A 23,015-nucleotide genomic window follows, 5' to 3' on the forward strand; every position below is an offset into this window, starting at 1 on the left:
AAAGTCAAAACGCCATTAATCAATCTAATCTGCCGATAGGAACGAGGCATTTTTTACGCTTTTTATCGATCATGGCCTATTGGATGATGGGCGCCATCAACAGGAGACGATCATGCTTGAACTTCGACCTTTCAATTCCCTGGGCGGCGCCCACCATGGCTGGCTTGACGCCCATCACCACTTTTCATTCGCCGAGTACCACGACCCCAAGCGCATGCACTGGGGCAACCTGCGGGTGTGGAACGACGACATCATCGCGCCTGGCACCGGCTTCCCGCAGCATGCGCACCGCGATATGGAGATCATCACTTATGTGCGTGAAGGCGCCATCAGCCATGCCGACAACCTCGGCAACAAGGGCCGTACCGAGGCTGGCGATGTACAGGTAATGAGCGCAGGTACCGGGATCGCCCACAGCGAATACAACCTGGAGGCCACGCCGACCAAGATCTTCCAGATCTGGATTATCCCGAACGAAAGCGGCTTACCGCCATCCTGGGGCGCCAAGCCCTTTCCCAAGGGTGATCGCGAAGGGTTTGTAACCTTGGCCAGCGGCAAGGCCGGTGACAATCAAAGCCTGCGCATTCGCGCCGATGCACGCCTGGTGGCCGCCAACCTGAAGGCCGGAGAAAGCGCTGAATATAGCTTGGACAGCGGGCGCCGGGCGTACCTGGTGCCGGCAACCGGTGTGATTGAAGTCAACGGCTTGCGCGCGCAAGCTCGAGATGGCGTTGCGGTGGAGGATGAACAGGTAGTGCGCGTTACCGCGATTGAGGACAGCGAGATCGTGTTGGTCGACCTGGCCTGAGCTGAAGTCCGAGCAAAAACAACTGTGGGAGGGGCACCACCCCTCCCACAGTTTTTACATCGCGGTATCAGTTGGCGCTGATAGCGCCATCAACCAATACCTGAGCCTCTTCTACCAACTGTTTGAGGTGATCTTCGCCAATAAAGCTTTCGGCGTAGATCTTGTAGATGTCCTCGGTGCCCGATGGCCGTGCGGCGAACCAGCCGTTTTCGGTCATCACTTTCAAGCCGCCAATTGCCTGGTTGTTACCCGGCGCGTGGCTGAGGATCTGCTGAATGCTTTCGCCCGCCAGTTCGGTGGACGTCACTTGCTCCGGCGCCAGCTTGCCCAACAGGGCTTTTTGCGCAGGGGTCGCCTTGGCGTCAACACGAATGGCAAACGGCTCGCCCAAAGCGTCGGTCAGCCCGCGATAGATCTGGCTGGGGTCCTGGCCTTTGCGTGAGGTCATCTCGGCCGCCAGCAGCGCGGGGATCAGGCCATCCTTATCGGTGCTCCATACGGTGCCGTCCTTGCGCAGGAACGAAGCACCGGCGCTCTCTTCACCGCCAAAGCCCAGCGAGCCTTCGAACAGCCCATCAGCAAACCACTTGAAGCCCACCGGCACTTCATACAGGCGGCGGCCTATACGCGCAGCCACGCGATCGATCAGGCCGCTGCTGACCACGGTCTTGCCTACAGCGGCGTCGGCGCGCCAGTCTGGACGGTTCTGAAACAGGTAGTCGATGGACACCGCCAGGTAATTGTTCGGCGCCAACAGGCCACCGGACGGCGTCACAATACCGTGACGGTCGTGGTCCGGATCGCAGGCGAAGGCCACGTCAAAGCGTTCCTTGAGGCCGATCAGGCCTTGCATGGCGTAGCTGGAGGATGGGTCCATGCGGATCTGGCCGTCCCAGTCGACGCTCATGAAGCGGAATGTGGAATCCACCTCGGTGTTGACCACGTCGAGGTTCAACCGGTAGTGCTCGGCAATCGCCGACCAGTAACGCACCCCTGCTCCGCCCAGCGGGTCCACGCCCAGGCGCAGGTCGGCGCTGCGGATCGCGTCCATGTCGATGACATTGATCAGGTCGGCCACATAGCTGTTGAGGTAGTCATGGCGATGGGTGGTGTCGGCCTTGAGGGCCTGGGCGTGGGTGATGCGCTTGACCCCGGCCAGTTTGTTGGCCAGCAGCTCGTTGGCCTTGGCCTCGATCCACTTGGTGACATGGGTATCCGCCGGGCCGCCATTGGGCGGGTTGTACTTGTAGCCGCCGCTTTGAGGCGGGTTGTGGGACGGCGTAATTACGATGCCGTCAGCCAGGCCAGTCGTGCGGCCACGGTTGTAGCAGATGATGGCGTGAGAAATCGCCGGCGTCGGCGTGTATTCGTCGCCCTCGGCCAGCATCACGTGCACGCCGTTGGCGGCCAGCACTTCCAGCGCACTGGCACCGGCGGGGGTCGACAGCGCGTGGGTGTCCAGGCCTACGAACAGCGGGCCATTGATGCCCTGCGCTTCGCGATACAGGCAGATGGCCTGGCTGATGGCGAGCACGTGCCATTCGTTGAAGCTCAGCTCGAACGAACTGCCACGGTGCCCGGAGGTGCCGAAGGCCACGCGCTGGGTGGAGATTGCTGCATCAGGCTGGCCGGTGTAATAGGCCGTGACCAGTCGCGGGATATCCACCAGCAACTGGGCTGGCGCCGGTTTGCCCGCAAAAGGACTGATTGTCATGCATAAACCTCGGAGAGAAGGATTCGGAAAAAAATGGCAGTTTACTGAGAGTTGGACTGCTGCGCGACGGTATCGATCCTACAGCATCAAGAGAAACTTCACGCGCTCAGCCTATCTGCGCCTGGCGCAACGCGTCGCTCAATGCCGACAGGGCGATAGTCAGGTTGGGCTGCCCATGAAAGGTATGACTCAGCCGCAGGTGCTGGTGATGCAGGCCACTCACGCTGAACAGCTCGCCAGGCGCCACCACCACCTGCTGAGCCAGCATCAGCTGGAACACCTGGCGCATGTCCACGGCCCGCTTAGAACCCAGCCAAAAGGTGGCTCCGGCGGCCGGTGGCTGATACGTGAGCTGCTCACCCAGATGCTGATCAAGGCGCAGGCTCATTTCTTCGGCCTGCTCCCGCAGGAGTTGACGCAGCGCCTGCAGGTGCTGGTCGATCCGCCCGCTTTGGTACAGGCGGGCAATGGCGCGCTGGCGAATCGCAGACAGGCGGAATGAGCGCAGCAGAAACTGGCGCTGCAATTCGCTGCCCAGGCGCCGTGACAACAGATAGCCATAGGGCGCTTCCGACCCCAGCACCTTCTCGAACGAGGAAAACACAATCAGCCACTCCGGGTTCACCAGCTCTCGCAGCGCCGTGTAGGACGCCGTGAAGCCCAGCTCGCCAAAGCTGTCGTTTTCCAGCAGCCAGCAGCCGTGGCGCTCCAACAACTGCGCCACTTCCAGACGGTCGTCGGCAGGCATGGCCACCCCTGCTGGCAGGCTGACCGCCGACGACAAGACCACCAACTGCACCGCCTCACTGCAAAGCAGCTGATCGAGAGTTGGCAGGTCCAAGTGCCCCGCCGGCGTCCAGGGCAGCTCGATGATGTGCACCCCGGCGTCCTGGAACAGCCGCAGGATCAGCCAGTCGCAGGGCGATTCGACAATCACGGTCGTGCCCCGCAGACCCAGGACTTCCACCAGAATATCGAGTACACCGCGCAGGTCTGCACCGATGTACACATCATCCGCATGCCAGCAGCGCGTGGGCGATGAGGTGTAGCGTGCGGCCAACACCGCACGCAGTTCCCAGACACCGTAAGGCTGGGACCAGGGTTGCAACTGGCGCGGGTATTGGCGCACCAGGTCGCGTTCGATGCGCAATAGGCTCGCGTCCAGGGAGGCCAGCAGCGCGGGTTCATCGCCGCTGAGCACCACCATGCCAGGACGGCGCGTCGCAGCGTAGAGTCGATCAAGCAAATCACCACCGGCCCAGTTCGACGGATTGGCCGACATAGGCCAGGCGTAATAGCCCGACTTCGCCACGGAATAGACCCTGCCCTCCTTCTCCAGCAGCGAGTACGCGTACTGGATCGTCGAGATCGATACATTCAAGCGCCCGGCCAATTGTCGCAAGGACGGCAGCTTCACCCGGGCATCGGTGCTGACTTCGTTGATCAGGCTGATCATGTAGCGATAGACCGCCTGGTAGGCAAAGTCCACGTGCCGCTCGCCGCGCAGGGTCATCGACCGGACATTTTAATGGCCTGCGAAGTGACGCGGGCCGTTGCCCCCGGGGTGGGTCGCTTGCCTGGACTGGCCAGCGGCCGCTTGCGATACAAGTGCTGCAACAAGGGCATTGGCAAACCGCTGGTGTCTACCACCCACTGCTGCAGCATTTCTGCACACGGCTTGCCCTGAAGCACTTTGTGCAGTTCGGGCAACGCCACCAGCATGCCCGGATGGCATTGGCGCAAATAGCCTTCCAGCCGCTCGCCATGGTGGATAAACGGCGAAAACAGCAGGCACGTCAGTTGGGTTTCATCCAGGCCAAAGAATTGTTGGGCGCTGGTGCTCGACAGCACGCGACCATCGCAGGTGACAGCCTCGGCGAGCAATGGCTCGGACAGGTGCAGGCGGCGCATGTACGGAACCGCCTGTTGGATGAAGCCTGCGACGCCCTCCTCATAGTCAAGCTCTCGCAGGCACTGAGCCTGCAGCCCGCGCAGATGCGCCATCAGCAAGGGACTGGAAAACGACGGGTAATTGAAGTGGAACCCCAAGGGATCGGGGGCGTAGGCCATGAACTCGGTGAGCAGCGACGATGCGCCGGGGTCGATATCGTCCAGCAGGTCGGCAACGCCAATGTAAGCCAGGTTTCGATGGCTGGATTTGCTGGGGTTGTCATTGGCCACATAATGTTCGCCGAAGATATCGCGGTAATAGCCGACGCTCCATTCTTCCATACGTGCGAACAGGCCATTAAGCGACAACGGCCAATCTTTGGCGATAGGCACCCCGGCGCCCTGCGCGGTTTTCTTGAGCCAGGCCAGCAGTTGGCTTTGTTGGCGGGGTGAGTCACCGCTGACCAGCGCATGGACCCCACCGTGCCACGTGCTGACCCGCTGGTAGAAATCACCCAGGGCCAGGTAAGTGTCATTGCACAGCGTCGCACGGCAGTCACCCGAGGTCAGGTGCCCCACCATCAACATACTGCGCTGGCTGGCTTCGCGCCCGATAGCGGAAACCGGTCGCAGGTGGTTGAAGGGCTGTACCTCTTGGTTTTCCACCATCAGTAACTCAACCCTGGGGTCGTCGTGAAGAAACAAGCGACTGTAGCCTCGATTCAGGGTTTCCAGCCGGCGCTCGCTCATGCCCGCGTGACGCAGCGTGGCTACCCGCAACTGGAAGGTGCGCGGGGCCCGCCCGGCAATCGACAATTGCGCTGCACGCAGCAACGCCAAGGTGTAGCTGCTGACCTCACCGCCACCATGGGCCACCAGCACCTTGTAATCGCCCACCTGCTCCATACCCCCTGCCGCCACAACGATTCGCTGGATCAACAATTGGAGGGCGGTGCGTTCAGCGCGATTAAAGTGCCCAATCAAACGTTGCAGAACTTGCTGGTAAACATAATTCATAGCTTGTTCGTGAATAGTGCTCATCGTTCTACTACCTGAGTTGAAATATCAGTTTCAAGCAACTGCTGACAGTATTTGCTCGACTCATTAAACACGTAAGAAGTTCGCGCACCGTTACAGGCGCCAATGAATAGACATTAGCACCGAGTAACAAAATGACACGCTTACCGTTGGGCCAAAACGACGCACCCATAGCACATCAAACCCTTGATTGTTAGGGGCTGTACGTACCGGTGGCGCAGCCTTAGGACCCTTCCGACAGGCTCCTACATATCTCTAATTAACAATTTAAAGAAGCGTCCGACAAAGAGGCCCCAGTAACTTCCCCGCCTGCCGGGTTGGCACCCTGCGTGAAAGCAGCTGTTTCCATGGCGCAATAAAAAGGCCGTCGCGTTAGTGCGAGTAACTCGCAACCGTTGTGCTGGAGATTCAATCATTGCTCAATCCTTGAGATGAAAGTGAAGGCGCAATTATCAGTGCTGGAATAATGATTAATAGATACAGAAGCCGAGCAAAAACCAGTGCAGTTCAACGACAGGCCATGCATAAATGGCGCACACACAAAGACGCCGCGCTGGAATACAGGGCGGCGTTCGGGAGTAACGGTAAGAATCAGGGGCCGAAGCACCGAATGGGCAGCTTATCGACTGCGTGGGTTCAGCCCTTTCAAATGGCGCATTTGCCTCCTGCGCCAGCCGTCAGGAATACTCGTTTACGAATATTCCTACGCATTAAACAGCTTCGACCTGCAATGCCACACGCTCACGGCACGGACATTCGTCCATATAGCGGTGCGCTTCCACGAACTGATTGAACGGAAACACCGTGGTTTTCAGCGGCACCAGCACGCGGTCGGCGGTGAGCTGGTTGATATCGCGCAAAGCACGCTGCAACGCGACCTGGTCCTGGATGATGCCCAGTTCAGGCTTGCCGGTGAAGTTACCGATGCAGTGCACAAAGAACTGAATGTTCTTCTGGAACGCCGCACACGCCGGAAATGGCGTCTGGTTGCCACCCTGCAGCCCATACAGCACCAGGCTGCCACGGGGCGCCAGTACATCACCGAGCAAGGACATCTGTGGGCCGCCCAAGCCATCGAACACCACGTCGACGCCGCGGTTGTCGGTGAACTTGTTGACTTGCATCAGCAGGTCCTGCTCTTCGGTGACGATGACCTTTTCCGCGCCCAAGGAGAGCAGGTACTCACGCTCTTCGCTGTCCTTGGTGGCAGCAATCACCCGTACACCCAGAGCCTTGCCCAACTGCACAAACGAGGGGCCCGCGCAGTGGCTCGCGTCGGTCACCAGAGCGAATTGCCCGGGTTTGACACGTGCCAGGTCCACGTATGCAAAGTAGGCGATCAACAGCGGCGTGTAGTGCACGCTGGCCTCGATGGGACTCAAGACATCCGGGTAACGGGTCAGGGCCGAACGGGGCAGGACAATCTGCTCGCCATACACCGGGTAATCATTGGGGCTCTCGGCCGGAAAACTGGCGACCTTATCGCCCACTGCCAAGTCATCCACACCATCGCCCACGGCGACCACAACCCCGGCCATCTCATGGCCAAGGCCGGATGGCAGACGTGCATGGGAAGACGCCAGGTTCTGGCGCCACAAAATGTCGTACCAGCTGATGCCAATCGCTTCGACACGCACCTGCACTTCGCCCGGTGCGGGCAGCGCGGCTACATGCTCTTCGCACTTGAGCACCTCGGCCGGACCAAACTTGTGAAAACGGATCGTGCGGGACATCGCAAACCTCGTCAAAGTAACCTCTAATGCCATGAACTCTATCTGGGCTTTCCGGGTAAGGCCACCGGTCGCCATTAATAGTCGACATGTCTGTCATTGATTCCGCAACTGAGGAATAGACCTCAAGTATCGTAGGAAAACTCAATTAGCCGGTGCAGAGTACCAGTCTTTCCCCGTAAGATTCATGCCGGTCATTGTTTACATGTGGCCGCTCTCGTCAAGTTTGCAGACTCTTCCAGGACACAAGATGAACCGTAACGACCTGCGTCGTGTCGACCTTAACCTCTTGATCGTATTCGAAACCTTGATGCACGAGCGCAGTGTGACCCGCGCCGCCGAGAAATTGTTCCTTGGCCAGCCGGCCATCAGCGCTGCGTTGTCGCGCCTGCGCGGTTTGTTTGATGACCCGCTGTTTGTACGCACCGGGCGCAGCATGGAGCCGTCGGCGCGCGCAGTGGAGATCTTCGCCCTGCTCTCCCCGGCCCTCGACTCGATCTCTACCGCCGTCAGCCGCGCCGCCGAGTTCGACCCGGCCACCAGCACCGCCGTGTTCCGTATCGGCCTGTCCGACGACGTCGAGTTCGCCCTGCTGCCGCAACTGCTCAAACGCCTGCGTGCCGAGGCCCCTGGCATCGTGCTGGTGGTACGGCGCGTCAACTACATTCTGATGCCCGGCCTGCTGGCCTCCGGTGAAATCTCCATCGGCGTCAGCTACACCGCCGACCTGCCGGCCAACGCCAAGCGCAAAGTCTTGCGTCGCAGCCTGCCAAAACTGCTGCGCGCCGACAGCGTGCCAGGCTCGCTGAGCCTGGACGACTTCTGCGCCCGCCCCCACGCCCTGGTGTCGTTTGCCGGTGACTTGAGCGGGTTCATTGACGAAGAGCTGGAAAAACTCGATCGCAAGCGCCACGTGGTCCTCGCCGTGCCACAGTTTAACGGCCTGGGCACCTTGCTCGCGGGCACCGACATCCTGGCCACCGTGCCGGACTACGCCGCCGAGGCACTCACCGCCGCCGGCGGCCTGCGCGCCGAAGACCCACCCTTGCCAGTGCGCTCATTCGAATTGCACATGGCCTGGCGTGGGTCACAGGACAATGACCCTGGGGAGCGGTGGCTACGGTCGCGGATTCAGATGTTTTTTGGGGACCCCGAGAGTTTGTAACTAAATTCCACAGAGGTCCAAAAAGCCTTTAATAACATTGCGTTATAGGCTTACTTCGTCCACTACCGTTTATCTAAATCCACTGGATTCCAGCACCCTTGGGGGCAAAATCAGGGTCAATTTCGCTTCCTTAAAAAAGGATGCCCCCACCGATGCCCTTCACTACTGCGGTTGTTTTCAAGCGAAAACTCAGCGATGCCTACATCCGCTCGCTGACCGAGCCCGGTAAGCACGCCGATGGGGAAGTCCCGGGCCTCTACCTGGAGGTGAGGCCGTCCAGCACGGTCGGCAAGTCTCCCTCCAAACGCTGGCGCTTTAAATATCGGCTGCACGGCAAGGAGAACCGTTTCTCGATCGGCGCTTACCCCGACATCGGGCTGAAAGAGGCCCGCGATATTGCCCGCGATGCACGCCGTGACGTGGCCAACCACATCGCCCCACTCAAGGCCAAGACCGCCAAGATCGAAGCACAGTTGCTCAACGAAGCGCGCACCTTCGCTTACGTCGCCGAGCAATGGCTGGCGTTCAAGTCCCCCGAACTGGTGACCAAATCCATCGCAGGGTTTCGCGGAGCGCTGAAAAACCACATCTTGCCTGCCATTGGCAATCAGCCGGTCAGCCAGATCAAGCTGGAGCACATCACCGCGATCATCACCGAGTTGCGTCGCCAGCGCACCATGGCCATGGCCCGGCGCGTGCGCACCCTCATCCGTGCCGTGCTGGGTTTCGCCGAAGGACGCGGCTGGGTGGAGCGTAACGTGGCGCTCAGCAACATCGAGGAATTGAAGATCCGCCACGTGGTCACCAGCAACCCGGCGATCGAAAGGCCCGCCGACCTAGGCCGGCTTCTTCTGCGCTTGGATGACTGCAACGCCGGCAGCGTTGCCACCGCAATGCGTCTGCTGGTGATGTTACCCGTGCGCCCCGGCGAACTCGCCCAGATGCGCTGGGAAGATGTCGATCTGGTCGGGGCGGATTGGCGATACGTGGTGAGCAAGACCGATAACCGCCGCCGAGGGCCGCAGGATCACCACGATCGAGGCGGCAACCAACGGCAGTGACCCGGTCGGCACGGCGGTGCACGAGGCGTGGGTCAAACACGACGTGGCGCAATGCGGCTACTGCCAGAGCGGCCAGATCATGAGCGCGACAGCCTTTCTCAAGGCCCAGCCCAAGGGCAAGCAGCCCACGGCGGCCGAGATCGACTCGGCGATGATGGGCAACATCTGTCGCTGTGGCACGTACGTGCGCATCCGCGCTGCGGTGGCTGACGCCGCCAAAGCCCTCGCCTGACTGGAGCTGCCCCATGCTGAACGATCTTTTTCCAGAGGAGCTGCCTCGCGTCCTGCAACATATGCTGGAGCGCGATCAGGTCGACGGCCCTGCCACCTACGCGCGGCGAAGCTTTTTGAAGATGCTCGGGATCGGGGGCCTGGCCCTGGGCGCCTTTCCTCACCTGGCCCTGGCACAGCAGGCTGGCGGCGCTGCGGTGGAGCCGTTGAAGCCGACGCAACAACCCAACGCTTTCGTACAGATCGCCGCCAATGGCGAAGTGACGGTGACCATCAACCGGCTGGAATTCGGCCAGGGCGTACAGACCGGCTTGCCGATGATTCTTGCCGAGGAACTGGATGCCGACTGGAGCCTGGTGCGCAGTCGCAACGGCACCAGTGACCTGGCCTATCAGGACCCGCGCTTTGGCATGCACCTGACCGGCGGCTCCAACTCCATCAAGAACAGCTACACCCAGTACCGCGAACTCGGTGCCCGTGCCCGCGCGATGCTGCTGGCCGCTGCGGCAGCGCGCTGGAACGTCGACGTGGCCCGTTTGAGTACGCGCGCCGGCCACGTGCTCGGCCCCGGCGGCCGCACCGCCAGCTACGGCGAACTGGCCGAGGCCGCGATGGCAATGCCGGTGCCGGAACAGGTCAGCCTCAAGGACCCCAAGGATTTTCGCATCATTGGCCAGGCCACGACGCGCATCGATGCCAAGGCCAAGAGCAGCGGCCAGCAGGATTTCGGGATTGACATGCGCCTGCCCGAGCAACTCACCGCCGTGGTCGCGCGCCCGCCGGTCTTCGGCGCCAGGCTGGCGACGCTGGATGACCGCGCAGCACGCGCGATCCGTGGAGTAAAGGCGGTCTATCGCGTGCCGCTTGATGGCGGGGCTGAAGGCGTGGCAGTCGTGGCTGAAGGCTATTGGCAGGCCAAGCAGGGGCGTGATGCGCTCAACGTCCAGTGGGATACGGCGGCAGTGGAAAAGGTCGACAGCGAGCAGCAACTGGCCGACTACAAAGCCTTGGCCGGGCGCCCTGGCCCCCGCCATTTCGATGCGGATATGACGCCGCTGGCAACGGCGCCGCATACCCTCGAAGCTGAGTTCGTGTTTCCGTACCTGGCCCATGCCCCGATGGAACCGCTGAACTGCACCGTCCAGCTGTCCCAGGGCCGCGCCGAGTTATGGGTCGGTACGCAGTTTGCCGGTGCCGACAACGCGGCGGCCGCACGCGTGCTGAGCCTCAAACCCGAGCAGGTTCAGATCAACGTGCAGACGGCCGGCGGCGGTTTTGGCCGGCGCGGTATCGCCACCTGCGACATTGTGGTGTTGGCCTGTGAAGTGGCCAAGGGGGCACGAACAGCGGGATTAAACGTCCCCGTGCGCACCGTGTGGAGCCGCGAAGACGACATCAAGGGCGGCTACTACCGCCCCATGCACCTGCACCGCGCGCGCATCGGTTTCGACGCCAGCGGCAACGTCCTGGCCTGGGACCACGTGCTGGTCGGGCAGTCGATTGTGACGGGCACCATGTTCGGCGGGCGGGTCAAGAATGGCATTGACCCCACCGCCACCGAAGGCCTGCGTGAGCCTTATCCGATTCCGATGCGCCTGACGGTGCATCACCCCAAGCTCAACGTGCCCGTGCTGTGGTGGCGCAGTGTGGGTTCCACCCATACCGCGTTCGTGATGGAAACCTTGATTGATGAAATTGCCCGCGCCACCCGGCAGGATCCCGTGGCTTACCGGCTGAAACTGTTTGCCGACAAAAGCCCGCGCCATAGCGCGGCGCTGCAATTGGCAGTCGACAAGAGTGAGTACGGCAAGCGCCAACTGCCGGCGGGTCGCGCCTGGGGTGTGGCGGTGCATGAGTCGTTCAGTTCGGTCGTCGCCTATGTCGTCGAAGCTTCGGTACAGGACGGCCGTGCGGTGTTGCACCAGGTGACCGCAGGCGTGCATTGCAACCTGGTGGTCAACCCTCGCAGCGTCGAAGCCCAGGTACAGGGCGCAGCGTTGATGGGCCTGTCGATGTGCCTGCCGGGCGGCGCCATAACCCTCAAGGACGGGGTGGTGCAGCAAAGCAATTTTGCCGATTTCAGCGTGCCGCGTATCGCCGACATGCCGCAGTTTTCGGTGCACACCGTGCCGAGTGCGGAGCCGCCCACCGGCATGGGCGAACCTGGCCTGCCGCCGCTGGCGCCGGCGTTCGCCAACGCCATTGCGCAGATCACCGGCAAGCCTGTGCGTGAATTGCCCTTCAAGCTCGCCTGAACCACGCGGTGCAGCCCGCTGCACCGCTTTTTTGATTGATGAGAGAGACGCCAATTGAACCAATACCTGAAATTACCGCGGATGCCCCGGGCGCCCCTGCTGGCCTACAGCGCCCTGCTGGCGGCGGCACTGGGCACACTCACCAGCGAGGCTGTAGCGAGCCAGGCACTGGTCCAGCGTTACGCTTGCGTGGGCTGTCATCAAGCCAATGCACAGGTCGTGGGGCCCTCCTGGACGGGTATCGCGCAAAAGTACGCGGGCAGCGACACCACGGCCGAGCAACTGGCAGCCAGCATCAAGGCCGGTGGCACCGGCAAATGGGGGCCGATGCCGATGCCGCCACAAGCGCAGGTGTCCGACGCCGATGCGCAGTCAATCGCCCAATGGTTGCTGGACGGCGCGCAATAATTGGCCTATTCGGCATCAGTTGATACTGATGCCTTGGCCGCCATCTGTCGCTGACGGTTTGCCAACCAATAGCACACACCGCACCAAAAGCCGGCAACCGGCACAATCAACACGGCGACAACGCCAAACCCTGCGCCCGCTGCAGCCAACCCGACCGAAAGCCACCCGCTGAGCGCATCGCCACCGCGATACACCAGGGTCTCGATGACATTTTTGGCCTTGTACTTTTCCTCGCGGCTGACGACGGTCCAGAGCACTTCGCGCGCCGGGCGCACCACCGAAAATTCAATCGCGCGACGCAGGCCCTGCGCCAACGCCACCGTTACCGGCACGGGTGCCAACGCCATCGCAGTGAATGCCACCAGCGTCACCACGGGCAGCGCCACCAGTGCACCGCCGACGCCGACCCGGCGTATCAGCGGCGCCGTGAGCAAGAGTTGAAAGGTTAAGGTCAACGCCGAAACGATAAGATCGATGAGCGCAAAAAACCGCGTTCTGCTGGCCACATCCGCGTAGCTCCCAGCGACTATCCGACCCTGCTCGAAGTACAAAAAAGTCGCCGCCGTGGTGTGCAGGAGCATGAACAGCACCAGCCCCAGCAGGTAGGGTGAACGAGCAATCAGCGTGAGGCCGGCGAGCATGCTGCCGCCCATCCGGCGCTGCCCTTGCGCGACGCTGCGCGCTTGCGCATCGGTGCGTGACAACAATGCCCGATAGCAACGCACCGCCAGTTCCAGCAGCAGTGCTGCCGCCAGTGTCAGTGCAATCGGCCCGAGCCGGGTGGCCAGGGTCGCGGCCAACAGCGGGCCGATGAAGGTCCCCAACGTCCCACCCGCCGCAATAAAGCCAAACAAACGCACGCCTTGTTCGCTGGAAAAACGGTCGACCAGCACGCTCCAGAAAATCGACACGATGAACAGGTTGTAGACGCTGATCCACACGAAAAACACCTGGCCGACCTGCACAGGCGCGACCTTTGCGGCAATCAACACACCGAACACCAGCATGGTGGCGGCCACGAATCGATAGATCAGCGGGATAAACCGCGTCGCCGGCAGCCGAGAAACCAACGCGCCGAACAGCGGAACCATCAGCAGCATGACCACAAAAGTCGCGGTGAACAGCCACTGCAATTTGTCTGCGCCGCCTTCCAGGCCCAGTGCGTCACGCAACGGCCGCACCAGGTAGTAGCTCGCCAGCACGCAGAAATGAAAGGCAAACCCCAGCACCAGCGCGGTTCTTTCCGCCGGTAGTACGTGCGCCCACTTGAGCGTGCCCGCAGGCGTCATTGCGCCCCACCTTGGGCCGCTGGTGCTGCACACACCTGCGCCACCGCATTGAAGGTGCTGAAAAACAGCGCGCTGGCGTGATGCTGGCGTGCCAGATCAAACAGATCGGGCTCAACCGTTTGGGCGCGTTCAATCGCCAGCTCGCTGTATCGCTTGGAGGGCCACAACAGTTGCATCAGCACCCGGTCGCCGGCCTCGCTGACGTGCACCTGCGCGCTGATGAACCCTGGGCAGTGACAGGTAAAGCGCTCGACGCGTGCGATCAGCGCCGTCACCAGCGCCTGCACATGCAGGGGGTCGACCACAAACTCAACGAACTGGCTGAACGGGGTGGCGCGGTCAGGCAAACGCATGAGTGTCCTCCACAAAAGCGCACGTGACGCTTATCGATTGGGTAAGTCCTCACCAGTATGCTGTGCCCCCGGCACGCCACGGTTGCCTGATCGACGCAATTGCTTGCCCGATCCGACGTGGCGAAAACGCAAAAAAGTCCACACCCGCAAGGGCGTGGACTGTTTGAACCCGCGGTTACTGCTTGGCGTGTTTGACCTGCACTTCAGGCATCGCCGAGGAATGGTGGTTGAGGATTTTCCACTCCTCGCCAACCTTTTCGTAGACGAAGGTGTAGCGTGCCTGAACGTGGCGGATCTTGCCGGTCGCCTCGGTCAGCGTGAAGGTGTAGACCCCGCTGTCCATTGCCACGTTGGTCCCCAGCTGGCGGATCTCTCGGTAGTTGATCTGGCCGACCGGCTTGAGCACCAGGAAGTGATCGAAGTAGTCCGTGATTTGCGCCGGCGTGCTGCGCACCTGGTTGGACACGGTCGGTTGCAACACCGCGCCCGGCGCATACAAGTCGACCACGGCCTTGACGTTACCGGTCTGCAACGCGCTGTTCCAGCGATCAAACAACCCGGCAATCTCGCGGTCTTTCACATTGGCAGGCGCCTGGGCGACTTCGCGGTAGACATAGGGTGATGTCTCGGCAGCCTGCACAAAGGGGGCGCTCAAGGCGAAAATCACGGCGATCGACACGGTTTTGACGTTCATTGGGATGCTCCTGTATGGGTGAGCACACTGTGCCAATCGCCTGCCCGCTCGCCATCGGCCAACCGGAGCCATTTAACTATGCCATTTGGCAGATGGCGCCCAACCCGCTCAACAAGGTTTAATAACTGCCATCGCGCCCGCGAGCCTGAGACGCCGGAGCCCACGCATGCAAAACACGCCACACGATCCCGGTAGTGCCCTGGCTATCCGCGCGCACTATCGACAATCCGAAAGTCGCACCGCGCGTTTGCGCCTGCTGGTGGACACCGGGCAGGCGTTACCGCAACTGGCGCCTGACGCGATGCGCGAACGCGTGCTGGCGCGGGCCAGCGCGTTTCTGGCGATGGACCACGGGCTGATTCAGGAGTGGGATGCCGAGGGGTGTGCCACCCTCACCGCGCGCCATGGCAGCCCGGATCGACTCGCCAGCCTTGGCGCCATCGCCGACCGCCGCCTACGCGCACCGTGCTGGCTGGAGCTGCCGGGAAGCGCGCTGCCCAGTGTGTTGCAAGTGCCCTTGCGCAGCGGCGACGGCGAGGCCTTTGGTGTACTGGTGCTGGGCAACAGTGTCAGCCTGCGAGCGCCAGACCATGAAGACAGTGAATCGCTGCAGTTGCTCGCCACGCTGCTGGCCGCGCACCTGGAAAACCAACGCTTGCTGAGCACCCTCAAAACCCGCGACAGGACGCTGTCCGAGCTTGTCGACCGGTTGCTGCGGGCTCAGGAGGACGAGCGCAAACGCGTGGCCTACGACCTGCACGACGGCCTGGCGCAAACCCTCGCAGGGTTACATCAGCGCCTGCAAGGGTTCGCCGGCCGCTGCCCGACGCTGCCAGGCACGTTGAACGCAGACCTGCAGGCGATTCTGACCCTGGCCCAGCACTCGGTGGGTGAAGGCCGGCAGCTGATCGCCGGCCTGCGCCCGACGGTGCTGGATGATTTCGGCTTGTTCAAGGCGCTCGACAAAGAGGCCGACCGCCTGCGCGAAGCCGCCGTCAGCGTGCAATGGACCACCGCCTACACAGGGCGCTTGCCCAGTCAGGTGGAAACCGCCTTGTTCAGAATCGGCCAGGAAGCCATCAACAACGTGCTCAAGCACGCACAGGCCAGCGCCGTGCAATTGGCCGTGGAACTGCACGACGGCCAGGCTTCGCTGCGCGTGAACGACAATGGCAAGGGCTTTGCCCTCGAGCAGCAACTCGACACCCAGGATGCCCAGCACCTGGGCCTCGCCACCATGCACGAGCGTGCCAGCCTGCTGGGCGGTGCCTTTACCTGCGTCAGCGCGATCAAGTGCGGCACCCAACTGCACGCTCGCGTGCCGGCCCACCTGGATGGAACACCTCAATGAGCCCACTCTTGCGCCTGGTGCTGGCGGATGATCATGAAGTCACGCGCACCGGGTTTGTCGCGTTGCTGGCCGGTCACCCGCAATTTGAAGTGGTCGGCCAGGCGCGTGATGGCCAACAAGCGGTGGAACTGTGCGAACAGTTACTGCCCGACATCGTCATCCTCGATATCCGTATGCCGGTGCTCAACGGCCTCGGCGCCGCCCGCCTGCTGCAACAGCGCCTGCCGGCGGTCAAGGTGGTGATTTTCACCATGGATGACAGCCCCGACCACCTGGAAGCCGCGATGAATGCCGGGGCGGTCGGTTACCTGCTCAAAGACGCCAGCCGCAACGAGGTGATCGAGGCGTTGCAACGGGTCGCCGCCGGTGAGGAAGCGCTCAACAGTGCGGTGAGCGCTCGCCTGCTGCGCCGCATGACCGAGCGCAACGCCAATGGCGCAGCGGCGACGGAAAACCTGACCCCACGCGAGCGTCAGGTGCTCGGGCTTGTCGCCAACGGCATGAGCAACCGGGAAATCGGTGAACGCCTGGGCATTACCACCGGCACCGCAAAAGCCCATGTCGAACGGGTGATCGGCAAGCTCGGTGCAGCCGACCGCACCCAGGCTGCCGTGCGCGGTATCGCGTTGGGCCTGGTGACGCAACCATGAGGCGCGTGTACGCCAGGCGGTGGGCGGACCTGCCCTTGCGCGGCAAGGCGCTGGTGGTGATTTCGCTGCCGCTGGTGGTGCTGTTGTTGTCCCTGGTGCTGATCTACATCACCGAACGGCAGACCGCCCGCGCCGAAGAAGACGTGCGCCGGGTATTGCGCGTACAAGGCGATATCCGCGCCGTGCACACGCTGCTGGCCGAAGCTGCCGCCAGCGTGCGCGGCTACCTGCTGACCCGCCACGAGGACTTCCTGCCCGGCTACCTCAACGCCAAGCCGCAGATTGAGTCAGCCCTGCGTCGACTCGACGGCGATGTTCGCGACCCACGGGTGCGTGAGCAACTCGCCTCGATCACGCCGCTGATCCACAGCAAAATCGATGGCCTGGAAGACATGCTCAGCGACCCGACGATTAGCCCCGAGTCGATTACCAGCACGCTGGTCAGCAACAAATACATCCTCGACGCCTTGCGTCAGCACATCGGCACCATGCTCACCCTTGAGGACTCGCTGCTCGCCGAACGCACCACGGCGGCCGCCGAAACACGCCAGCGGCTGCTGCTGTCCACCTGGCTGGCGGCGATCTGTGGGCTATTTGGGGCCATCGTCGCGGTGCTGTTTCTGTCCAAGGGAATCGTCGCGCGGGTGCAGCACGTGCAAGGCAACGCGCAACGCCTGGCCCTCGGCCAGCCACTGCAGCCGCAGCCGCCGGAAAACGACGAAATCGGCCAGTTGGGCACGCGCCTGGTGGAGGCCGGGGTGCTGCTGGCCGAGCGCGAACGCGCCCTGCGCGAGAACGAAGAGCGCTTGCGGCTGATCATCGACGGGGTCAAGGACTACGGGATCTTCGCCCTCGACAGCGCAGGCCATGTCACCAGTTGGAACAACGGCGCCGAGCGGATCAAGGGCTACACCGAGCAGGAGATCCTCGGCCAGCACTTCTCGGTGTTTTACCTGCCGGAAGAATGCCCGCAACACCCGGATATGGCGTTGCACGAAGCCACTCGCGATGGTGACTACACCGAAGAGGGCTGGCGTTGCCGCAAGGACGGTACGCGCTTCTGGGCCAGCGTGGTGATCACCGCGCAGTACGACAGCACCGGCGCACTGCGCGGTTTCTCGAAAATCACCCGCGACATCACCGACCGTCGCGCAGCGGAAATTGCCCTGGGCACCGCCCGCGAGGAGGCCGAACGCGCCAGCCGGGCCAAGAGCGAGTTTCTCTCACGCATGAGCCACGAACTGCGCACCCCGCTCAACTCGATCCTGGGTTTTGCACAACTGCTGGACATGGACTCGCTGGCGGGGCAAAAACCCCAGGTCGGTCACATCCTGCGCGCCGGCCAGCACCTGCTGACGCTGATCAACGAAGTGTTGGACATTGCCAAGATCGAGGCGGGACGCTTGCCGTTGAACATCGAACCGATTGCCTTGGCGGGCACGTTGCGCGAAGCCCTGGCGCTGGTGTCACCCATGGCCACCGACGCGGGCATTGAGTTGCAGGCGCTGCCTGCGCTGGCGGCGGATATCGGCATCGCGGCCGACCGCCAGCGCCTCACCCAGGTGCTGCTGAACCTGCTGTCCAACGCCATTAAGTACAACAGGCCCCAGGGCCGGGTGAGCATTGAAGTCAAGGTCGAGGGGCAGCGTATCGGCGTGTCGGTGTGCGATACCGGCAAGGGCATCGCAGCTGACCACATCGGGCAACTGTTCAAGCCGTTCGAGCGCCTGGGGGCCGACCCGAACGTCGAAGGTAGCGGCCTGGGCCTGGCGCTGAGTAAAAGCCTGCTGGAAAAGATGCATGGCAAATTGAGTGTGCACAGCCAACACGGCAGCGGCTCACGCTTTACCCTGGAGCTGCCGTTTGTGCGCGTGCAGCCCAGCAGCGAGCCCGTCGCTGCCGCAGTCGACAGCACGCCAGCACGCCCTGCCCCCGCGATCCACGGCAAGGTGCTGTACATCGAAGACAACCTCTCCAGCCTGGCGTTGATCGAAACCTTGCTGCACCGCAGGCCGGGGATCAAGCTGCTTTCCAGCATGCAAGGCCAACTGGGCCTGGACCTCGCGGCACAGCATGTGCCCCAGCTGATTCTGCTCGACGTGACACTGCCAGACATCGACGGCCTGGCCGTGCTGCAGCGTTTGCGCAAGTCTGCGATCACCCAGTTCACACCCGTGCTGATGATCACCGCCGACGCCAGCGAAGTCACCCGCCAGGCCCTGCAGGATGCGGGCGCGACAGCGATTTTGAATAAGCCGATTAACGTCCCCGCGTTTCTCGCCCACCTCGACCAGTACTTTCCGGAGCCTGTGTGAACCTCGACCTGCGTATTCTGATCATCGACGACCAACGCCCGAATCTCGACCTGGTGGAGCAATTGCTGGCGCGCGAAGGGCTGAACAACGTGCTGAGCAGCACCGAGCCTTTGCGCACACTGGAGCTGTTCAACAGCTTCGAGCCGGACCTGGTGATTCTTGACTTGCACATGCCTGAGCTCGACGGTTTTGCGGTGCTGGAACAACTCAATCGGCGCATCCCCACGGGTGAATACCTGCCGATCCTCGTGCTCACCGCCGATGCCACCCGCGACACGCGCCTGCGCGCCCTCGCCCTTGGTGCCCGGGATTTCATCAGCAAACCCCTGGATGCGCTGGAAACCATGCTGCGGGTGTGGAACCTGCTGGAAACCCGCGTGCTCTACAAAACCCTGCGCACGCTGGTGCCGGCTGAGCAGATCGAGCTGTTGCAACGCCACGGTTCAACGCTCGGCACCGCGAACGCCGGGGTGGCGGCGCCCTCCTCTATCCGACGCTGCTAGACGCGGATTCGCTTGATGTCGCGTTGTGGCGGTTCGCCAAACAGGCGGCTGTATTCGCGGCTAAACTGCGAAGAGCTTTCGTACCCGACGATGCCACCGGCGCTGCTGGCATCCACGCCCTGGCTGAGCATCAACTGCCGTGCGGCTTGCAGCCGTAGTTGCTTCTGATATTGCAGCGGACTCATGCCCGTCAGGGCGCGAAAATGCTGGCGAAACGTCGACGGGCTCATGTGGGCGTGGGCGGCCAGGTCATCCATGCGCAGGGCCTGGCGATAGTTGAGTTTGAGCCAGGCAACGGTCCTGGCAATGTGCTGGCTGGGCGACCCGGCAGCGATCACGTGCAGTAACTGTGGGCCGTGGGCGCCGCTCAACAGTCGCGCAATCAGTTCTTCCTTGATCAGCGGCGCCAGGGTTTCAAGCAAATGCGGCTCGACGAGCAGGTCCACCAGGCGCCGCACGGCGTCCAGCACACCCGTGTCCAGGGGGTGTACGCTCACCGCTCGAAACTCTTGCTCCCGCAGGCGTTGGGACAGTTTCATGCGGTCAGCGACTTGCATCACGGTAGCGTTGTCCAGCGCCAACATAATCCCTAAAAACGGTTGCGCCACGGTTGCCTGGCTGACCTGTGAAATGACCGGCAGATCAACACTGGTGACCATCGACTGGCCCGGCCCGTAGGTCAGTACCTCACTGCCGACCAATACCCGCTTGCAACCTTGCAGGGTGACGCCAATGCCCAGGCCATAAATACAGTGCATGGGTGCGGTGATATCGGTACGCCGGTACAGGTCCAGTCCAGGTAATGCGCCAATCTTTTCGTCATCGCTGCCCAATGCCAGGTCCACCGCGCCCGCAAGGCGGCTGACGGTGCACGCCATCGGTTCTTTCATGAGCACAGGTTGCACAGGTGAATCCTTGATCAGCACAGGTCTAGAGTTGGTCACGAACGACTCCGTTGCTCAAGCGAACAATATCCGCCATGACGGCGAGGGCAATCTCGGCTGGGGTCTTGCTCCCTAAGTTAAGTCCAATCGGCGCATGAATGCGCTCGAGCATCTGCGGGGCCAACGCGCCGATGCGCTTGACCCGCTCAAGACGCTTTTCGCTGGTGCGCCGCGAGCCCATGGCGCCGATGTAAAAAGCGCTGGTTCTCACGGCCTCCAGCAACGTCAGGTCGTCCATGCGCGGGTCGTGGGTCAACGCCACAATCGCCGTGCCGGCATGGCATCCGCCTGCAGCGATGAACGTGGCAGGAAACACGTTGAGCACTTCCACCCCGGCCATGCTGAAGGCGGCAGTCAACTCGGCGCGCGGGTCGCAGACGATCACCTCATAGCCCAGGGCCACGGCAAAACCGGCGCAGAACTCGGCCACCGGGGACAGGCCGGCGATCAACAATCGATGGGCTGCGCCCATACGAATCCGCACCTGATCGCCGTCAACCACGACCGGCGCGGTGGCACCGGCATCGCTCTGAGTATGTCGGGCATTGGTTCCAAGCGTGACATGCCGCACCACGCGCTGGCGCCCTTGCAGCGCGGCCAACAGTGCCGCGAAGTGTGTTCTGGCTGCGCAATCGGGTTCGAACTTTTCGACTAATACGTCGAGTACGCCGCCGCACGGCAGTTCGAGTGACGGCGCAAGCCCGCCCTCACCGTAGCGCACCACATGGTTATGCTCGACGAACTCATGGCGCCCCAGCCGCTCAAGGAAGTCTTCCTCTACACAGCCTCCCGAGAGAGAACCGCAGAACTCGCCTGTCGACAGCGCTGCCAATAGCGACCCGGGGCCTCGCGGTGCTGAACCATACGTCGCAAGCACCGTGCACAGCCAAACGCAGCGATCTTGTTGGAGCCACGTGGTGGCTTGCTGGATAACATGGAGATCAAGGTTTTTCATGAAATGCGAACCGGCCCGGCCTTCCTCCGCTGAGTGTCCCAGTGTGCTCGGAGTATGTGGAGTTAGCCGGTAGAGGTGATTGCCTGATCAAGGGAATTTATTGCCTATTTCAACCGATATCGGAAAACAGGCTTGCATGTGACAAATTGTTTCCGGCTTGGGCAGTGCTCAAACTGATCGAGGGCGGATTATTCGGCGAGCTTGACCGGCAAGCGTCGTTGCGATGCCAGCAACAGTCTTTTGTCATCACTCCTATTGATAGCACCCTAACGAAACCCCCATCCTAGAGGGCTAATCTCGCGCTTATATCATTCCGAATGATAGTTACCTTTGCTTCATTCGATTCGTGACATAGCACCTCGCCGCGCATGATCCGCCCATCTCAATACATTGGCGGATGCACCTCATGGAACAGTCACTCAAACATTTGCGCTTCCCCCTGGCGATTTTGGCCGTGGTGGTGATGAGCGCGTGCGGCAAAACTCCGGAACAAGCGGCCGCCATGCCCGCTGCCAAAGTCAGCGTGGCCAAGGTGCTCGAGCAACCGGTCAACGAGTGGGACGAGTTCACCGGCCGCCTGGAAGCACCGGAAACCGTACAGATCCGTCCACGGGTTTCTGGCCAGATTGACCAAGTCGCTTTCACCGAAGGCGCTTTGGTCAAGAAAGGCGACCTGCTGTTCCAGATCGATCCGCGTCCGTTCCAGGCTGAAGTGCGCCGCCTTGAAGCCCAGCTTGCACAAACCAAAGCCGCCGCCACCCGCAGCGATAACGAAGCCCAGCGCGGCGAACGCCTGCGCCAGAGCAACGCGATCTCCGCAGAGCTGGCCGATTCGCGCACCACCGCCGCGCAGGAATCTCGCGCTGCCGTGGCGGGTATCCAGGCGCAGTTGGACCTGGCCAAATTGAACCTGAGTTTTACCCGCGTGACCTCGCCGATCAGCGGCCGCGTCAGCCGTGCCGAAATCACCGCCGGCAACCTGGTGACCGCCGACACCACGGCGCTGACCAGCGTGGTCTCCACCGACAAGGTCTATGCCTACTTCGATGCCGATGAGCGCGTGTTCCTCAAGTACACCGAGCTGGCTCGCCAGGGCCGTCGTGGCGCAACCACCCCGGTGTACCTGGGCCTGTCGAATGAAACCGGCAACCCGCACCTGGGCCAGATGAACTTCGTCGACAACCAGGTCAACCCGGCCACCGGCACCATCCGTGGTCGCGCCGTGTTCGATAACAGCAAGGGCGAATACACCCCAGGCCTGTATGCACGCCTGAAGCTGGTGGGCAGCGGCACTTACTCCGCCGTGTTGATCAACGACGAAGCGGTCGGCACCGACCTCGGCAAGAAGTTCGTGCTGGTGATGGACGGCGACAAGCCGGCGTATCGCTCGGTTGAACTGGGGCCCAAGATCGAAGGTTTGCGCATTGTGCGCAGCGGCCTGAACAAAGACGACACGATCATCGTCAAGGGCCTGCAGCGCGTACGGCCTGGCTCGCCGGTCGCCCCGGAAACCATCCCGATGGCCAGCAAGGAAACCCTCGCCGCCTTGGCCCAACAACGACAAGCGCTTGAAGCCAGCAACCTGGAGCAAGTGGCGCCGGACAAAACCGCGCCCAAGCTCGCAGCCGTTGCGGCTCCACGCGGTTAAGGGATACGACTCA

The 23,015-nt window shown here is 62.1% G+C and carries 18 protein-coding genes and 2 pseudogenes; 11 read left to right on the forward strand and 9 right to left on the reverse strand.

Going from position 1 to position 23,015, the window contains the following annotated elements:
• Positions 1-112 precede the first annotated feature (112 nt).
• Positions 113-808, forward strand: coding sequence for a pirin family protein (locus GIW02_RS07785; RefSeq protein WP_236411952.1), 696 nt, complete (start codon positions 113-115; stop codon positions 806-808).
• Positions 809-875: 67 nt separating this feature from the next.
• On the opposite strand, the gene pgm is transcribed toward GIW02_RS07785, so the two are convergent.
• The 4 genes from pgm to GIW02_RS07805 form a co-directional block, all read right to left on the reverse strand.
• A complete protein-coding gene (gene pgm, locus GIW02_RS07790) occupies positions 876-2,522 on the reverse strand; it encodes a phosphoglucomutase (alpha-D-glucose-1,6-bisphosphate-dependent) (RefSeq protein WP_236411953.1) in 1,647 nt (548 codons plus the stop codon).
• Between the two features lie 106 nt (positions 2,523-2,628).
• Complete coding sequence (locus GIW02_RS07795; RefSeq protein WP_236411954.1) at positions 2,629-4,035, reverse strand: aminotransferase-like domain-containing protein; 1,407 nt, start codon at positions 4,033-4,035, stop codon at positions 2,629-2,631.
• Positions 4,032-5,453 (reverse strand): hypothetical protein, encoded by a 1,422-nt coding sequence (locus GIW02_RS07800; RefSeq protein WP_236411955.1) that lies wholly within the window; start codon positions 5,451-5,453, stop codon positions 4,032-4,034. Before GIW02_RS07800 ends, GIW02_RS07795 begins: the two co-directional genes overlap by 4 nt.
• A 707-nt stretch (positions 5,454-6,160) precedes the next feature.
• Positions 6,161-7,183, reverse strand: coding sequence for a zinc-dependent alcohol dehydrogenase family protein (locus GIW02_RS07805; RefSeq protein ID WP_236411956.1), 1,023 nt, complete (start codon positions 7,181-7,183; stop codon positions 6,161-6,163).
• 247 nt (positions 7,184-7,430) lie between these two features.
• Here GIW02_RS07805 and GIW02_RS07810 point away from each other — a divergent pair, with 247 nt between their 5' ends.
• From GIW02_RS07810 to GIW02_RS07830, 5 genes and pseudogenes are all read left to right on the forward strand, one after another.
• Entirely contained in the window at positions 7,431-8,345 is a 915-nt protein-coding gene (locus GIW02_RS07810; RefSeq protein ID WP_236411959.1) for a LysR substrate-binding domain-containing protein, read from the forward strand.
• 152 nt (positions 8,346-8,497) lie between these two features.
• Positions 8,498-9,346: pseudogene (locus GIW02_RS07815) on the forward strand (tyrosine-type recombinase/integrase); the annotation flags it as partial.
• Positions 9,345-9,638: pseudogene (locus GIW02_RS07820) on the forward strand ((2Fe-2S)-binding protein); the annotation flags it as partial. The pseudogenes GIW02_RS07815 and GIW02_RS07820, both read left to right, overlap by 2 nt.
• A 13-nt stretch (positions 9,639-9,651) precedes the next feature.
• Positions 9,652-11,892 (forward strand): xanthine dehydrogenase family protein molybdopterin-binding subunit, encoded by a 2,241-nt coding sequence (locus GIW02_RS07825; protein ID WP_236421816.1) that lies wholly within the window; start codon positions 9,652-9,654, stop codon positions 11,890-11,892.
• A gap of 81 nt (positions 11,893-11,973) precedes the next feature.
• Entirely contained in the window at positions 11,974-12,300 is a 327-nt protein-coding gene (locus GIW02_RS07830; protein ID WP_236411963.1) for a c-type cytochrome, read from the forward strand.
• Positions 12,301-12,305: 5 nt separating this feature from the next.
• Here the strand turns inward: GIW02_RS07830 and GIW02_RS07835 are convergent, their stop codons facing one another.
• From GIW02_RS07835 to GIW02_RS07845, 3 genes are all read right to left on the reverse strand, one after another.
• Entirely contained in the window at positions 12,306-13,589 is a 1,284-nt protein-coding gene (locus GIW02_RS07835) for an MFS transporter (protein WP_236411965.1), read from the reverse strand.
• The gene (locus GIW02_RS07840) at positions 13,586-13,942 is read right to left on the reverse strand and encodes an antibiotic biosynthesis monooxygenase (RefSeq protein WP_236411967.1); all 357 of its coding nucleotides are present in this window, start codon (positions 13,940-13,942) and stop codon (positions 13,586-13,588) included. Before GIW02_RS07840 ends, GIW02_RS07835 begins: the two co-directional genes overlap by 4 nt.
• Positions 13,943-14,117: 175 nt before the next feature.
• The gene (locus GIW02_RS07845) at positions 14,118-14,636 is read right to left on the reverse strand and encodes an SgcJ/EcaC family oxidoreductase (RefSeq protein ID WP_236411969.1); all 519 of its coding nucleotides are present in this window, start codon (positions 14,634-14,636) and stop codon (positions 14,118-14,120) included.
• Between the two features lie 166 nt (positions 14,637-14,802).
• Here GIW02_RS07845 and GIW02_RS07850 point away from each other — a divergent pair, with 166 nt between their 5' ends.
• The 4 genes from GIW02_RS07850 to GIW02_RS07865 are packed head-to-tail and all read left to right on the forward strand — an operon-like array spanning position 14,803 to position 19,455.
• Entirely contained in the window at positions 14,803-15,987 is a 1,185-nt protein-coding gene (locus tag GIW02_RS07850) for a sensor histidine kinase (protein WP_236421817.1), read from the forward strand.
• Positions 15,984-16,637: a response regulator transcription factor gene (locus tag GIW02_RS07855; protein ID WP_236421818.1), complete on the forward strand. Its 654-nt coding sequence runs from the start codon at positions 15,984-15,986 to the stop codon at positions 16,635-16,637. The genes GIW02_RS07850 and GIW02_RS07855 overlap by 4 nt, the downstream gene beginning before the upstream one ends.
• Positions 16,634-18,952: an ATP-binding protein gene (locus GIW02_RS07860; RefSeq protein ID WP_236414812.1), complete on the forward strand. Its 2,319-nt coding sequence runs from the start codon at positions 16,634-16,636 to the stop codon at positions 18,950-18,952. The genes GIW02_RS07855 and GIW02_RS07860 overlap by 4 nt, the downstream gene beginning before the upstream one ends.
• Positions 18,949-19,455 (forward strand): response regulator, encoded by a 507-nt coding sequence (locus GIW02_RS07865; protein WP_236414814.1) that lies wholly within the window; start codon positions 18,949-18,951, stop codon positions 19,453-19,455. Before GIW02_RS07860 ends, GIW02_RS07865 begins: the two co-directional genes overlap by 4 nt.
• Here GIW02_RS07865 and GIW02_RS07870 read toward each other — a convergent pair.
• Entirely contained in the window at positions 19,452-20,333 is an 882-nt protein-coding gene (locus tag GIW02_RS07870; protein ID WP_236414842.1) for an AraC family transcriptional regulator, read from the reverse strand. The two genes, GIW02_RS07865 and GIW02_RS07870, sit on opposite strands and share 4 nt — an antisense overlap.
• 52 nt (positions 20,334-20,385) lie before the next feature.
• Positions 20,386-21,354, reverse strand: coding sequence for an XdhC family protein (locus tag GIW02_RS07875; RefSeq protein WP_236414816.1), 969 nt, complete (start codon positions 21,352-21,354; stop codon positions 20,386-20,388).
• A 406-nt stretch (positions 21,355-21,760) separates the two neighbouring features.
• On the opposite strand from GIW02_RS07875, the gene mexE reads away from it, so the two are divergent.
• The gene (gene mexE, locus GIW02_RS07880; protein ID WP_236414818.1) at positions 21,761-23,002 is read left to right on the forward strand and encodes a multidrug efflux RND transporter periplasmic adaptor subunit MexE; all 1,242 of its coding nucleotides are present in this window, start codon (positions 21,761-21,763) and stop codon (positions 23,000-23,002) included.
• Positions 23,003-23,015: the final 13 nt, after the last annotated feature.

Source organism: Pseudomonas syringae (assembly GCF_021606685.1).
Taxonomy (GTDB): domain Bacteria; phylum Pseudomonadota; class Gammaproteobacteria; order Pseudomonadales; family Pseudomonadaceae; genus Aquipseudomonas; species Aquipseudomonas syringae_R.